Here is a 13,651-nt window from a genome sequence, read left to right on the forward strand (position 1 = left end):
CGCGTTCTCCCCTCATGCCGACCCACCCCCGCCCCCTCCCTTCCAGGGAGGGGAGGAGATGAACGTGATGACCGCATCGACAACCGCCGCGCTGGACCATGTCGCGGATTTCCCCGCCATCCCAACCGGCTGGGCGTATCTCGATACCGCCGCCACGGCGCAGAAGCCGCAGCCGGTGATCGACGCGATCACGCGCGCCTACGACACATCCTACGCGACTGTGCATCGCGGCGTGTACCAGCGTTCCGCCGACATGACGCTCGCCTATGAAGCCGCGCGCCGCAAAGTCGCGAGCTTCCTGGGTGCGGGCAGCGCGGACGAGATCGTCTTCGTCCGTGGCGCGACCGAGGGGATCAACCTCGTCGCGCACAGCTGGGCGGGGACGCAGCTCAAGGCGGGCGACCGTATCCTGTTGTCGCAGCTCGAGCATCACAGCAATATCGTGCCGTGGCAGATGGTCGCCGAGCGTGTCGGCGCGCATATCGACGTGCTCCCGCTGACCGCGGACCACCGGATCGACCTCGATGCGATGGCGGCGATGATCACGCCGCAGCACAAGCTCGTCGCGCTGGCGCATGTCTCGAACGTGCTCGGCTCGGTGCTCGACGGCAAGCGTGCGGCGGAGATCGCGCATTCGGTCGGCGCGAAGATCCTGCTCGACGGGTGCCAGTCGGTGCCGCGGATGACGGTCGACATGGCCGCGCTCGATTGCGATTTCTTCGTTTTCTCCGCGCACAAGCTGTACGGCCCGACCGGGATCGGCGTGCTGTGGGCGCGGCCCGAACTGCTCGAGGCGATGCCGCCGTATCAGGGTGGCGGGTCGATGATCGACAGCGTCAGCTTCGAACGCACCACCTACGCGCCGCCCCCGGGCCGGTTCGAGGCAGGAACGCCGCATATCGTCGGCGCGCTCGGGCTTCATGCCGCGATCGATTATGTCGAATCGATCGGGCTCGACAAGATCCACGCGCACGAAACTGCGCTCGTCACAATGACGCGCGAGGCCTTGTCGCAGATCAACTCGCTGACGCTGTTCGGGCCTGAGGATTCCGCTGGAATCGTTAGCTTTTCGATTCAGGGGGTGCATCCGCACGACATCGGCACCATCTTGGACGAAGCGAAAGTGGCGGTTCGCGCCGGCCATCACTGCGCACAGCCGCTGATGGCATCGCTCGGTGTCGATGCGACGGCTAGAGCGAGCTTCGGTGTCTATAACACCGCCGCAGACGTCGAGGCGCTGGTCCGCGGGATCGAGCGCGTGACGCGAATTTTTGGGTAGGACTTTCACATGAGTGACCGGATCGAGATCGAAGAGGTGACGGGCGTCGAGCAGCCCCCGCGCGCCCGCGTCGAAGCCGCAACCGAGACGTTCGAGCGCAAGCGCGACTATCTCGAAGGCTTTCTCACGCAAAAGCCGCAGGCCGATGCTGCGGGTGCGCCCGGCGGCGCGGTGTACGAAGGCGTGATCGAAGCGCTCAAGGACATTTACGACCCGGAAATCCCGGTCAACATCTATGACCTGGGCCTGATCTACGGCGTTGAAGTGACCGAGGCGGGCCATGCCGTCGTGATGATGACGCTGACCACGCCGCATTGCCCGGTCGCGGAGTCGATGCCGGGCGAGGTCGAGCTTCGCGTCGGGTCGGTCCCCGGGGTCGGTTCGGCCGAGGTCAACCTCGTCTGGGATCCACCATGGGATCCCGCCAAGATGTCGGACGACGCGAAACTCGAACTGGGGATGCTGTAATGGCGACGATCGCCCGCCCGCGGCCTGCCGCGCTCAACCTGACGCCGTCGGCCGAGGCGCGGATCGCGGAATTGATGCAGCGCGCCCCGGCGGAGGCGATCGGCGTCAAGCTGTCGACGCCCAAGCGCGGGTGCTCGGGCCTCGCCTATTCGGTCGATTACGTCAGCGAGGCGAAACCGTTCGACGAGCGGATCGATACGGCGGGCGGGACGCTGTTCGTCGACGGTGGTTCGATCCTGTATCTGATTGGTTCGACGATGAATTGGGTCGAGGACGACTTCACCGCCGGGTTCGTGTTCAACAACCCGAATGCCAAGGGCGCGTGCGGGTGTGGCGAAAGTTTTACCGTATAAGCAGCTCGATTGGTGCTTTGTCTTGGTTAATGCCCTTTAAATCCGTGCTGCAGCGCGGTAACGCCTTTGCGACGTCATAAGATCGTGAAGGAATCTCTCGATGGCCATTAAACCCCTGCGCAAGGCTGTTTTCCCGGTTGGTGGCCTGGGAACTCGGTTCCTTCCGGCGACCAAGGCGGTCCCCAAGGAAATGCTCCCCGTCGTCGATCGTCCGTTGATCCAATATGCGGTCGACGAAGCGATCGAAGCCGGCATCGAGCAGATGATCTTCGTCACCGGCCGCGGCAAGTCCGCGATCGAGGACCATTTCGACATTGCCTATGAGCTCGAAGCGACGATGTCCGCGCGTGGCAAGTCGCTCAAGCTCCTCGAGCAGACCCGGCTTGCGCCGGGCGCAGTCGCCTATGTCCGTCAGCAGGAGCCGATGGGCCTTGGCCATGCGGTGTGGTGCGCGCGCGACATCGTCGGTGACGAGCCGTTCGCGGTGCTGCTCGCGGACGATTTCATGGTCGGCGAGCCGGGCTGCCTCAAGCAGATGGTCGCGGCCTATGAGCAGACCGGTGGCAACATTATCTGCGCGCAGGAAGTCGCCGACGACATGACGCACATGTACGGCGTCATCACGCCGGGCGCGCGCGATGGCGCGCTGACCGAGGTCAAGGGTCTGGTCGAGAAGCCCGCAGCGGGCACGTCGCCGTCGAACCTCGCGGTGATCGGGCGTTACATTCTCCAGCCCGAGGTGATGCGGATCCTGGAGACGCAGGGCAAGGGTGCCGGCGGCGAGATCCAGCTGACCGACGCGATGGCACGGATGATCGGCGACCAGCCGTTCCACGGGCTGACCTTCCAGGGCAAGCGCTACGATTGCGGCGACAAGGCGGGCTACATGACCGCGAACCTCGCGGTCGCGCTGACCCGGCCCGAGATCGCCGAGACGGTCCGCGTGTTCGCGGTCGACTTGCTGAAGTAAGACCCTTCGCGGGCAGCGCGGCGCCTTCGCCGACGCTGCCCGTGCGGCTTCAGGCGGGGCGCTTCGCGGTGATGTAGCGGTGCTCGGTTCCCTCAAGACAGATTGCGGTCAACAGGCCGCTCGCATAGGCGCCCGTGTCGATCCCGATCCGGTTCGGGCGTTCGTCGGGTGTCTGGCTGATCGTGTGGCCATGGATGACGAAGGCGGGGTGCTGGACCGTGCTGTCCAGGAACGTCTCGCGAATCCAGCGCATGTCGGCGGCCTTCTGGTCTTCCAGCGCGACGCCCGGCTTGATCCCGGCGTGAACAAACAGATAATCCCCGAAGCGAAACGAGTCCGCGAAGCTTGCGATGAACGCGAGATCGCGTTCCGGCACCACCGCGCGGATCATGCGCGCGACGGTCGCCGCATCACAGGTGGCGAACGCAGCGACCTCGACGCCGTAGCTTTCGGCGAACTCATACCCGCCGAAGCTCAGCCAGTCGAAGATGCTGTCCTCGTCCGCGCCGAGGACGCGCAGCAGCATTTCCTCGTGATTGCCCATCAGGAAGACCGGATCGGGCAGATTGGCGCGGTTACGCGAGAGTAGCTGCAGGACGCCACAGGAATGCGGGCCGCGATCGATCAGGTCGCCGAGGAAGACGATGCGCTCGGTCGCGCACGGGCGGGCGCGGCGATCGGCTTGGATCTCGTCCACCAGATCCAGCAGCAGATCGAGCCGTCCGTGCACGTCCCCGATCGCATAAATGCGGCTGTCGGGCGGCGTCGTCGGCGGGGTGCGCTCGGTCTTGAAGAGGTTTCGAAACAATCGCACGGTCGGCTTTCTGTCGCGGATCGGACGGGACGACGTGCCCGTCGCGGTATCGCGCTAGAGGAAGAAGACGCCCTCCAGCACCGTCACGCACTGGCCGCCGAGAACGACCCGGTCGCCATCGAGCCGACACGTCAGATGCCCGCCGCGCGCGCTTGCTTGATAGGCGGTGAACCGGTCGCGGCCCAGCCGTTTCGTCCAATAAGGGGTCATCACCGCGTGCGCCGATCCGGTCACCGGGTCCTCGTCGATCCCAGCACCGGGGGCGAAGACTCGGCTGATGACGTCGGTGTCGTCGCCGGGGGCGGTGACGATCGTCAGCACGTCGGGTTCGGCGCTCCCCGAAACCACCGGGTCCGCTGGGGACGGACGGCCGAGCGCGCGGAAGTCGGGATCGAGCGCGCGGATCTGCGCGGCGTTTTCGAGGACGATCAACGCATAGCGGTTCGGGTGCCACAGCGTCTCGACCGCCGTGGTCAGGCCAAGCGCGGCGACGATATGCGGCAGCGGGCTCGGGTCGGCCGCCCAGGCGGGGAGCGCGAGTTCATAGCCGTCGCCCGCCCGCGTCACCGACAGGATTCCCGCCTTGCGGGTGCGGAAGCGCACCGTCGTCAGCGCCGAGTCGCTGGTCAGCACGTGATGCCCGCTCGCCAGCGTCGCGTGGCCACACAGCACGACCTCCGACGTCGGGGTGAACCAGCGCAGTTCGAATTCGCTCGCGCCGGTCGTGTCGGGAACGAGGAACGCGGTTTCGCTGAGGTTGTTCTCGGCGGCGATCGCCTGAAGGACCGCGTCGTCGAGCCACTCGGTCAGCGGCATGACGGCGGCGGGGTTGCCCTCGAACGGCTTGGTCGCGAACGCGTCGATCTGCGCGATGGGGAGCTTCATACCCGTTTTCCGAACCAGTGGGGGGTGACGTCCGCCTCGACCAGCGGATTGTCGGTATCGACATGCCCTTCGGGATCGAGGTGAATCAGCACCTCGACCTTGGGGAAGGCGCGGCGCAGCGCGACTTCGACGCCCTCGACGACATGGTGTGCCTGAGCGACGGTCATGTCGCGCGCGACTTCCATGTGGAATTGCGCGAAGTCATGCGCGCCCGAATGCCGCGTGCGGAAATCGTGGATGCCCTTGATGCCGGGCTGGCGCGCAGCGACCTCGATGAAGTCGCGGCGCATGTCCTCGGGCCATTCCTTGTCCATCAGCTGGTCGATCGCGTTGGACGAGGCGCGGAACGCGCCGTACGCCAGCCACAGCGCGATCACGATCCCGAAGATCGGGTCGGCGCTCCGCCAGCCGAGATACTGGTCGAGCACGAGCGCGATGATGACCGAGCCGTTGAGCAGCACGTCCGACTGGTAATGGACGTTGTCCGCGACGATCGCGACCGATCCGGTCTGGCGGATGACGGCGCGTTGATACGCAAGCAGCACCAGCGTCGCGAGGATCGCGATGATCGACACGCCGATGCCGAACTCGGCGCCCTTGGTCGGCTCGCTGCTCCCGAAGGCGAGCACCGCGCGCCACCCGATCCCGGCGGCGGAGGCGGTGATCAGCATGACCTGGAACAAAGCGGCAAGCGCTTCGGCCTTGCCGTGCCCGAAGCGATGGTCGTGGTCGGCGGGCTGTGCCGCCAGCCGCACGCCGTACAGCGTGACGCAGCTCGCCAGCAGGTCGAGCCCCGAATCCGCGAGGCTGCCGAGCATCGCGACCGACCCGGTCGTCCAGGCGGCGTAGGTCTTGAGCGCGATCAGCCCGCACGCCATCGCCACGCTGGCGAGCGCGGCGCGCACCGTATGCGGGATCGCGAGACGCTGTTCCTCGGTCATGGGTAGAGCAATCCTTCCGACCAGTTGCCGTCGGCGTCCGGTGTGAACAGGCGGCGTTCGTGAAGCCGGTGTGCGCGATCCTGCCAGAACTCGATCCGTTCGGGGACGACGCGGTATCCGCCCCAATGCGGCGGGCGCGGAACGTCGCTGCCGGCGAACCGCTCAGTCATGCGGGTGAAGGCCGCCTCGAACGTGTCGCGCGTGTCGAGCGGGCGCGATTGCTCGCTCGCCCACGCACCGAGTTGCGAGTCGCGTCCACGGGTGGCGAAATAGGCGTCGGATTCGGCGTCGCTGACGGGTGCCAGCGCGCCTTCGATGCGGATCTGGCGGCGCAGCGACTTCCAGTGGAAGAGCAGCGCAACCTGCGGATTCTCCGCGATCGCGCGCGCCTTGCGGCTTTCGCGGTTGGTGTAGAAGACGAAGCCGTCGGGGCCGTGGCCCTTGAGCAGCACCATCCGCGACGACGGGCGCCCGGTGGAATCAGCAGTGGAAAGCGCCATCGCATTCGAATCGTTCGGTTCGCTCGCGCGCGCTTCGGCATACCAAGCATCGAACAGCGTAAAGGGAGTGTCGGCCATCGCGGATCTGTAACGCGGCGCGGGCGGTGCGTCACCCTTGGCGTGTTGCGAGAACGGGACATGACCCGAATGCGGAACATCTACCCCGTCCGGGGATTGAATCGCATTCGCAACGACGGAGCGCGGACGATGGCGGCACGGGCCTATTGGCAGGGACAGATCCGGCTCGCGCTGGTGTCGATTCCGGTCGAAATCTACAGCGCGACCAAATCGGGCGCGCAAGTCAGCTTCAAGCAGATCCACGAGCCGAGCGGCAAGCCGATCCATTATGACAAGGTCGTCACCGGGGTCGGCCCGGTCGACACCGATGAGATCATGAAGGGGTTCGAATATGAGAAGGGCTCGTACGTCCTGCTCGAGCAGGACGAGATCGACGCAGTAAAGCTCGAATCGAAGAAGACGCTCGAGCTGACGCAGTTCGTCGATGCGAGTGAGATCGACGTGCTGTATTATGAGAAGCCGTATTTCGTGGTGCCCGCCGATGATCTTGCGGAGGAAGCGTTCATCGTGCTGCGCGAGGCGCTCAGGCGGACCAAGAAAGTCGGGCTTGGGCAGCTTGCGATGCGCGGGCGGGAGTATGTCGTCAGCTTGAAGCCGTGCGGGCGCGGGATGGTGCTCGAGACGCTGCGCTACGCCGACGAGGTCAACAAGGCGCAGGGGTATTTCCGCGATATTCCCGACGACGAGCCCGACGCTGACCTGATGGATCTGGCCGAGGCGCTGATCGAGAAGAAGAGCGGGGCGTTCCATCCGCAGGATTTCCACGACCGCTATGTCGATGCGCTCCGCGATCTGATCGAGCGCAAGCGCAAGTCGAAGGGCGGCAAGATCATCGAGGACAAGGGCGGGGATGCGCCCGCCAAGGGATCGAACGTGGTCGATCTTATGGCGGCGCTGAAGAAGTCGATGGGAGCGAGCGGGGCGAAGGCGGAGGACAAGCCGGCGGCGAAGAAGGCGCCGGCCAAGCGGACGCCGGCGAAGAAGCGTGCGTAAAGCGGTTGTTTCTCCCCTCCCTGGAAGGGAGGGGGCTGGGGGTGGGTTGGCCCGCGGTGGAGCCGGTCGCCCGTTTCGGAGCGACCCACCCCCAACCCCTCCCTTCCCGGGAGGGGAGTAGAAATGGCGCTCGATCCGCTCGAGAAATACAATTCCAAGCGGGACTTCGCGAAGACCGCGGAGCCTGCGGGGACGCTTGCGCCGGGGCATGGCAATCGTTTCATCGTGCAGAAGCATGACGCCAGCCGGCTCCACTGGGACTTCCGGATCGAAGTCGACGGCGTGCTCAAGAGCTGGGCGGTGACGCGCGGGCCGAGCATCGATCCCGACCAGAAAAGGCTTGCGGTGCGGACCGAGGATCATCCGATGTCCTATGCCGAGTTCGAGGGGACGATTCCCAAGGGCGAATATGGCGGGGGCACGGTGATGCTGTGGGACAGCGGCACCTGGTCGCCGATCGCGGGCAAGAGCGCGAAGGACCTCGAGCACGGCCATCTCCACTTCGTCCTCGATGGCGAGCGGATGAAGGGCGAGTGGATGCTGATCCGGCTGAAACCGCGCGGCAAGGAGAAGGGCGAGAACTGGCTGCTGCGAAAGGTCGGCGATGCGGAGGCTGGCGGAACCGATGTGCTGGTCGAGATCGGGCTGACGAGTGTTTCTACCGGTAGGACCATGGTGGAAATTGCGGAGGGGAAGAAGCCAACCAAACCCTCCCCGGCACGGGGAGGGGGACCATCTGCTTCTTCAGCAGATGGTGGAGGGGTTTCGAAACAGGCGAAGCGCTCGCCTTCCAACCCCTCCACCACCAGCCTGAAGAAGGCTGGCGGTTCCCCTCCCCGTTCCGGGGAGGAATTGACGTTCCAGGAGCCGCAGCTTTGCACCTTGGTCGACTCGGTGCCGACCGGGAACCAGTGGCTCCACGAGGTGAAGTACGACGGCTATCGCGCGCTGATCGCGGTCGCCAAAGGCAAGGCGAAGGTCTTTACCCGCTCGGGCCTCGATTGGACCGACAAGTTCCAGGCGATTGCCGACGCAGTGGCGAAGCTCCCGGTCGACACCGCGCTGTTCGACGGCGAGATCGTCGCGTTCAAGGACGGACGCCCCGATTTCTCGACGCTCAAGAACGCGATCGCGTCGGGCGGGGACATGACCTTCTTCGCGTTCGACCTCCTCAGCGTAGACGGCGAGGACCTGACCGGGCTCGCCAACAGCGCGCGCAAGGATCGGCTCCAGCCGCTGATCGATGGCAAAAACGCGCGCGTGCACTATTCGGAACATGTCGTCGGGCAGGGCGAGGCGCTGTTCGAGACGATGTGCCGCGAGGGGTATGAAGGTGTCGTCTCCAAGCGCGCCGATGCGCCGTATCGCGGCAAGCGGACGCAGGCGTGGCTCAAGATCAAATGCACCCGGCGGCAGGAATTCGTCATCGTCGGCTGGACCCCGAGCGCGAAGTCACGCGGGTTTGCGTCGCTGTTGCTCGGCGTCAACGGTCCGGACGGGATGGTCTATGCGGGCAAGGTCGGCACGGGTTTCGACACCGCGACGATGCTGGACCTGCGCGAGCGGTTGGAGAAGATCGAGCGCAAGACGCCGACGGTCGAGGCTCCGCGCGCGGCGGTGAAGGGCGCGCACTGGGTCACCCCCAAGCTCGTTGCCGAGGTCGCCTTCGCCGAGACGACGCCCGACGGCGTGCTGCGCCATTCCAGCTTCCTGGGGCTGCGCGAAGACAAGAAGGCGTCCGAAGTCGTCGCGGAAAAGCCCGTCGAAACCCCCGTCGAAACTGGCGAAGTCCCCAAGACCAACGTCAAGGTCAGCAACCGCGACCGCGTGATCTTCCCCGAATCGAACGTCACCAAGGGGCAGCTCGCGGACTATTACGCCAAGGTCGCCGGAATCATGCTCCCGTTTGCGGGCAACCGGCCGATCAGCCTCGTCCGCTGTCCACAGGGGCGCGCAAAACAATGCTTCTTCCAGAAGCATGACGCCGGGAGCTTCAAGGGCGATGTCGTGCACAAGGTGCCGATTCCCGAAAAAGACGGGTCGACCGAAGACTACCTCTATGTCGACGACGCCGATGGGCTGGTTGCCTGCGTCCAGATGGGGACGATCGAATTCCATGGCTGGGGATCGTCTGTCGCGACGCTCGAGCAGCCCGACCGGCTGGTGTTCGATCTCGACCCGGACGAGGACCTCGGGTTCGACGTGGTCAAGAAGGCGGCGGAGGATCTGAAGGAGCATCTCGCCGAACTCGGTCTGGTGAGTTTCGCGATGCTGTCGGGCGGCAAGGGCGTTCACGTCGTCGTGCCGCTCACCCCGCATGCGGAATGGCCTGCGGTCAAGGACTTCGCGGATCGTTTCGCGCGTGCGCTGGGCGAGGCCGAGCCCGAACGGTTCGTTGCGACCATGTCCAAGGCGAAGCGGAAAGGGCGGATCTTCATCGACTGGCTGCGTAACCAGCGGGGCGCAACCGCAGTGCTGCCCTATGTTGCGCGCGCCCGCGCCGGGGCGCCGGTCGCGGCACCGGTGTCGTGGACCGAACTCCGCGACATCGAGGCTGCGAACCGCTGGAGCGTTGGCGATGCGGACGCGCTCCTTGCTCGCGCCGCGTCGCCTGGATTGGCGGGATGGGGCGTTGCCGATCAAGTTCTGCCCGATCTTTGATTGTGATGTTGCGCATGCGAGGGACTTGTGGCCAAGTCCTTCGGGGATCAAAGGGGCCCGAGTGATCGTCACGCCATCCATTTGCCGTTCCCACGCGTCGGCAGGCGCACCGCGCCGGGCAGCGGAGCGCTCGCTTGCGTTCGGGCATGTCTTGCTCAAGGCCGGATGAACTGATGGCGACCTCTCCCTCCCCCTCCTTACTCGACGCCGGAACCCACGCCGCGCGCTGGATCGCGGAGTATCGCGCACGCGCCGGCGCGGGCGACGTGCTCGGCGCGCAGCCCGATCCCGCCTGGGCGGCGATGTTCGAGGAACTCGCGGCGGGCGCAGGCGACGACCTCGCCACTGCGCGCGACCGGGTGCAGCGGCATGCCGAGGACATCGGCACCGGCTTCCGCATCATCGGAGAAAGCGAGGAACGGCCGTGGCCGCTCTCGCCCGTCCCGCTGCTGATCGACAGCGACGAATGGCGGCATATCGAGGCGGGGATCGTCCAGCGCGCCGACTTGCTCGAAACCATCATCGCGGATCTGTACGGCGACGCGACGCTGGTCACGCGCGGGCTGCTTCCGGCGGCGCTGGTCGGCGGGTCGCCGCATTTCCTGCGCCCGATGGCGGGGCTGGTGCCGCCGGGGGGGCATCATCTGCATTTCGTCGCGATCGACCTCGGGCGCGGACCGACTGGGGAATGGCGCGTGCTCGCGGATCATCTGCGTGCGCCGGCGGGGGCGGGCTATGCGCTCGAGAACCGGCTGGCGATCGCGCGGACGCTCGGCGGATTGCAGGCGCGGCTCAACGTCGAGCGCCACGCGCCGTTCTTCGCGGCGTTCCGCGACGGGCTAGCGGCGGCATGTCGCCGGGTCGAGCCGCGGATCGGGTTGCTGACGCCGGGGCGGTATAGCGCAAGCTATGCCGAACAGGCGCATCTCGCGCGCTATCTCGGATTCCTGCTCGTCGAGGGGCCGGATCTCGCCGCGCTCGAGGACAAGCTTTATGTCCGCACGATCGGCGGGCTCAAGCGGGTGGATGCCTTGTGGCACCGGATCGACCCGCGGCTGCTCGATCCGCTCGCGTTCGATTCGCATTCGCGGATCGGAGTCGCGGGGCTGATCGACGCGGTGGCGGCGGGGAATCTCGTGATTGCCAATGCACCGGGCGCAGGCGTGCTCGAATCGCCCGCATTCGGCGCGTTCCTGCCGCGGATCGCGGCGCGCGAGACGGGGCGTGACCTGATCCTCCCCAATATCGCGACCTGGTGGTGCGGGCAGGATGCCGCGCGCGCCAGCGTGATCGAGGAACTCGACACGATGCTGATCGGCCCCGCCTTCGGGGTCGCGCCGTTGGGCTTGCCCGACGGGGTCGCGCGGCCCGGGACTGAAATCACGGGGGAGGCGCGCGCGGCGTTGCTCGCCGATCTGGAACGCCGTCCGCAGGACTATGTCGGGCAGGAGATCGTCCGCCTCTCGACCATGCCGGTGGTGACCGACACGGGGCTCGCGGCGCGCCCGTTCACGCTGCGCGTCTTCGCCGCACGCGGGGGCGATGGCCGCTGGACCGTGCTCCCCGGCGGGTTTGCGCGGATTGGCGAGCATCCTGATCCCCGCGCGTCGGTGATGGGGCAGGGGACGTGGTCCGCCGATGTCGTCGTCCATGGCAGCGGGGAATCGGTCGCGCCGGTGTCGCTGCTCCAGCCTGCCGACACGATTCACGTTCGTCGCAACCCGGGGACGTTGCCCAGCCGGGTCGCGGACAATTTCTTCTGGCTCGGGCGGTATCTCGAGCGCGGCGAGGCGTTGCTTGGCGTCATCCGCGTGATGCTGGGCAATTCGATCGATGCCGATGCGGGCGCGGCGCTCGCGGCGGAGACGGTCGGCAAGCTCGTCGGGCTCGTCGTCAATGGTGGCGGGGCGCCGCATCCGGCGAGCTTGCGCCGCGCGGATCTCGCCGCCCTCGCGCGCACCGCGCTCGAGGACAGCGACTGGCACAGCGTGCGGACGATCAACCGGCTCGCGCGCGGAATCGGGCAGGGATCGCGCGACCGGCTGGCGGCGGACGTGATCCGCTTGCTCGACGCGCCCTTCCCCAGCCGGGGCGGGATGCTAGACCGCGCGGGGTCGCTCCAGCGGCGCTATGCGGCTTTGTCGGGGTTGTCGGCGGAGCATATGGGGCGGACCGCGTCGTGGCGGTTTCATGATCTCGGCCGACGGCTGGAGCGCGCGACGACGATGACGCGCGCCGTGCGCGCGTTCGGTCTGGCGCGAGCGTCGACCGACGATCTGTCGACGCTGCTCGACCTCGCCGACAGCCAGATCAGTTATCGCCAGCGCTATCTGACCGGGATGGCGCGGGTTCCGGTGGTCGACCTGGTCGCGCTCGACCCGAACAACCCGCGCTCGCTGGCCTATCAGATCGTGCGGATCTGTGAGCATCTGAAGGAGTTGCCCGTGCTCGAGGACGACGGGATGGAGGAGCCGCAGCAGGCGCAGGGCACCGTGCTCAACGCTATCGTGTCGACCGCGACTGCGGCGGCGCTGGATGCGGATATCCTCGGCGATGTCGAGCGGCGGCTGTTCCAATTGTCTGAGGCGATCGCGCGGCGGTATTTCCTACAAGGCGCGGAGCCGTTGCGCGCGGCGGGGATGGTGTTGGCGTGAGCCTACAATTTCGATCCACCGTCTGTGTTCCTGCGAAGGCAGGAACCCAGGGTTGCGCAAACCAACGGTGGATCGTGTCTGGGACTCCTAGGCTCCTGCTTTCGCAGGGGAACAATTCGGTATTCGCTGAGGCATCGTCCGTCCCGGGAAAGGCGATGCAATGATCTACGACATCCGCCACGTCACGCGCTTCGATTATGGCGGCAACGTCAAGTTCGCGCGGTGCAACCTGCGGCTCAAGCCGATCCACTGGTCGGGGCAGCAGTTGCTCGACTATGACCTGCGCATCTCTCCCGCCGGGCGCGTGTCTCCGGCGCGCGCGGAGGCGGGGCTCGCCAATGTCGTGCGGCTGGTGGTCGATGAACCCGTCCGCCATCTCGTGATCGAGAGCATCTCGCGGATCGACATCGATCGGCCGGTGCCGATGCCGTCGGACGGATCGCCACGCCTCCACGATATCGCGATCGCAGCGCGCGCGAGTCGCGATCCGTCCCCGGCGGGGCCCGCGAGCTATCTGTTCCCGTCGCCGCTGATTCCGCTCGATCGTGACATTGCGGACTATTGCGCGCTCGATCTCGACCCGGATCGACCCGCGCTCGACGCCGCGATCGCGCTGGCGCAGCGGATCCAGAACGACTTCGCGTTCGATCCGCATGCGACGCTGGTCGACACGCCCCCGCACGAGGCGTTCCTCAAGCGTGGCGGCGTCTGCCAGGATTTTGCGCAGATCATGATCACCGGCCTGCGTGCCGCCGGGCTGCCCGCGGCCTATGCCTCCGGCTATATCCGCACGATCCCGCCGCCTGGACAGGCGCGGCTCGTCGGGGCGGATGCGACGCACGCCTGGGTGCTGCTGTGGTGCGGGCCGGAGCTCGGCTGGGTCGGGGTCGATCCGACCAACGGGATCTGGATGGCGGGCGACCATATCGTGATGGCGATCGGGCGCGATTACGGCGAGATCGCGCCGATCGACGGGGTCGTGCTCGGGTCGAGCGCGCAGAAGATGGATGTCAGCGTCGACGTCGCACCTGTGCTAGAGACGGTCGCCTGAGATT

12 protein-coding genes are annotated in these 13,651 nt (G+C 66.5%); 8 read left to right on the forward strand and 4 right to left on the reverse strand.

What is annotated here, in order from left to right; all coding sequences use genetic code 11:
• Window positions 1-58: 58 nt before the first annotated feature.
• The 4 genes from ABIC16_RS03985 to galU all read left to right on the forward strand — a co-directional run bounded on the left by ABIC16_RS03985 (window position 59) and on the right by galU (window position 3,070).
• A complete protein-coding gene (locus ABIC16_RS03985) occupies window positions 59-1,279 on the forward strand; it encodes a cysteine desulfurase (protein ID WP_354290111.1) in 1,221 nt (406 codons plus the stop codon).
• Window positions 1,280-1,288: 9 nt separating this feature from the next.
• Window positions 1,289-1,747, forward strand: a complete 459-nt coding sequence (locus ABIC16_RS03990) for an SUF system Fe-S cluster assembly protein (protein ID WP_010162122.1) — start codon at window positions 1,289-1,291, stop codon at window positions 1,745-1,747.
• Entirely contained in the window at window positions 1,747-2,100 is a 354-nt protein-coding gene (locus ABIC16_RS03995) for a HesB/IscA family protein (protein WP_277970939.1), read from the forward strand. The genes ABIC16_RS03990 and ABIC16_RS03995 overlap by 1 nt, the downstream gene beginning before the upstream one ends.
• A 100-nt stretch (window positions 2,101-2,200) precedes the next feature.
• Window positions 2,201-3,070, forward strand: a complete 870-nt coding sequence (gene galU / locus ABIC16_RS04000) for a UTP--glucose-1-phosphate uridylyltransferase GalU (protein WP_277970940.1) — start codon at window positions 2,201-2,203, stop codon at window positions 3,068-3,070.
• A 49-nt stretch (window positions 3,071-3,119) separates the two neighbouring features.
• Here the strand turns inward: galU and ABIC16_RS04005 are convergent, their stop codons facing one another.
• The 4 genes from ABIC16_RS04005 to pdxH are packed head-to-tail and all read right to left on the reverse strand — an operon-like array spanning window position 3,120 to window position 6,288.
• A complete protein-coding gene (locus ABIC16_RS04005; protein WP_354290112.1) occupies window positions 3,120-3,884 on the reverse strand; it encodes a metallophosphoesterase in 765 nt (254 codons plus the stop codon).
• Between the two features lie 54 nt (window positions 3,885-3,938).
• Window positions 3,939-4,769, reverse strand: coding sequence for a PhzF family phenazine biosynthesis protein (locus ABIC16_RS04010; RefSeq protein WP_354290113.1), 831 nt, complete (start codon window positions 4,767-4,769; stop codon window positions 3,939-3,941).
• Window positions 4,766-5,710, reverse strand: a complete 945-nt coding sequence (locus ABIC16_RS04015) for a cation diffusion facilitator family transporter (protein ID WP_277970943.1) — start codon at window positions 5,708-5,710, stop codon at window positions 4,766-4,768. Before ABIC16_RS04015 ends, ABIC16_RS04010 begins: the two co-directional genes overlap by 4 nt.
• Complete coding sequence (pdxH, locus tag ABIC16_RS04020; protein WP_354290114.1) at window positions 5,707-6,288, reverse strand: pyridoxamine 5'-phosphate oxidase; 582 nt, start codon at window positions 6,286-6,288, stop codon at window positions 5,707-5,709. Before pdxH ends, ABIC16_RS04015 begins: the two co-directional genes overlap by 4 nt.
• Window positions 6,289-6,417: 129 nt before the next feature.
• Here pdxH and ku point away from each other — a divergent pair, with 129 nt between their 5' ends.
• The 4 genes from ku (at window position 6,418) to ABIC16_RS04040 (ending at window position 13,647) form a co-directional block, all read left to right on the forward strand.
• Window positions 6,418-7,281 (forward strand): non-homologous end joining protein Ku, encoded by an 864-nt coding sequence (gene ku / locus ABIC16_RS04025; protein WP_354290115.1) that lies wholly within the window; start codon window positions 6,418-6,420, stop codon window positions 7,279-7,281.
• A gap of 123 nt (window positions 7,282-7,404) precedes the next feature.
• Complete coding sequence (gene ligD, locus ABIC16_RS04030; RefSeq protein WP_354290116.1) at window positions 7,405-9,942, forward strand: DNA ligase D; 2,538 nt, start codon at window positions 7,405-7,407, stop codon at window positions 9,940-9,942.
• A 173-nt stretch (window positions 9,943-10,115) separates the two neighbouring features.
• Window positions 10,116-12,596 carry a circularly permuted type 2 ATP-grasp protein gene (locus tag ABIC16_RS04035; RefSeq protein WP_354290117.1) on the forward strand — a complete coding sequence of 827 codons (2,481 nt, stop codon included), beginning with the start codon at window positions 10,116-10,118 and terminating at the stop codon, window positions 12,594-12,596.
• Window positions 12,597-12,756: 160 nt separating this feature from the next.
• Entirely contained in the window at window positions 12,757-13,647 is an 891-nt protein-coding gene (locus ABIC16_RS04040; RefSeq protein WP_354290118.1) for a transglutaminase family protein, read from the forward strand.
• Window positions 13,648-13,651 lie beyond the last annotated feature (4 nt).

This window comes from Sphingomonas sp. PvP055 (assembly GCF_040546365.1).
Taxonomy (GTDB): domain Bacteria; phylum Pseudomonadota; class Alphaproteobacteria; order Sphingomonadales; family Sphingomonadaceae; genus Sphingomonas; species Sphingomonas echinoides_A.

Excerpts from the sequence above, each read along its gene's own strand:
- ABIC16_RS03985 (WP_354290111.1), top strand. The coding sequence starts at position 59 with ATGAACGTGATGACCGCATCGACAACCGCCGCGCTGGACCATGTCGCG.
- ABIC16_RS03990 (WP_010162122.1), top strand. The coding sequence starts at position 1,289 with ATGAGTGACCGGATCGAGATCGAAGAGGTGACGGGCGTCGAGCAGCCC.
- ABIC16_RS03995 (WP_277970939.1), top strand. The coding sequence starts at position 1,747 with ATGGCGACGATCGCCCGCCCGCGGCCTGCCGCGCTCAACCTGACGCCG.
- galU (WP_277970940.1), top strand. The coding sequence starts at position 2,201 with ATGGCCATTAAACCCCTGCGCAAGGCTGTTTTCCCGGTTGGTGGCCTG.
- ABIC16_RS04010 (WP_354290113.1), bottom strand. The coding sequence starts at position 4,769 with ATGAAGCTCCCCATCGCGCAGATCGACGCGTTCGCGACCAAGCCGTTC.
- ABIC16_RS04015 (WP_277970943.1), bottom strand. The coding sequence starts at position 5,710 with ATGACCGAGGAACAGCGTCTCGCGATCCCGCATACGGTGCGCGCCGCG.
- pdxH (WP_354290114.1), bottom strand. The coding sequence starts at position 6,288 with ATGGCCGACACTCCCTTTACGCTGTTCGATGCTTGGTATGCCGAAGCG.
- ku (WP_354290115.1), top strand. The coding sequence starts at position 6,418 with ATGGCGGCACGGGCCTATTGGCAGGGACAGATCCGGCTCGCGCTGGTG.
- ligD (WP_354290116.1), top strand. The coding sequence starts at position 7,405 with ATGGCGCTCGATCCGCTCGAGAAATACAATTCCAAGCGGGACTTCGCG.
- ABIC16_RS04035 (WP_354290117.1), top strand. The coding sequence starts at position 10,116 with ATGGCGACCTCTCCCTCCCCCTCCTTACTCGACGCCGGAACCCACGCC.
- ABIC16_RS04040 (WP_354290118.1), top strand. The coding sequence starts at position 12,757 with ATGATCTACGACATCCGCCACGTCACGCGCTTCGATTATGGCGGCAAC.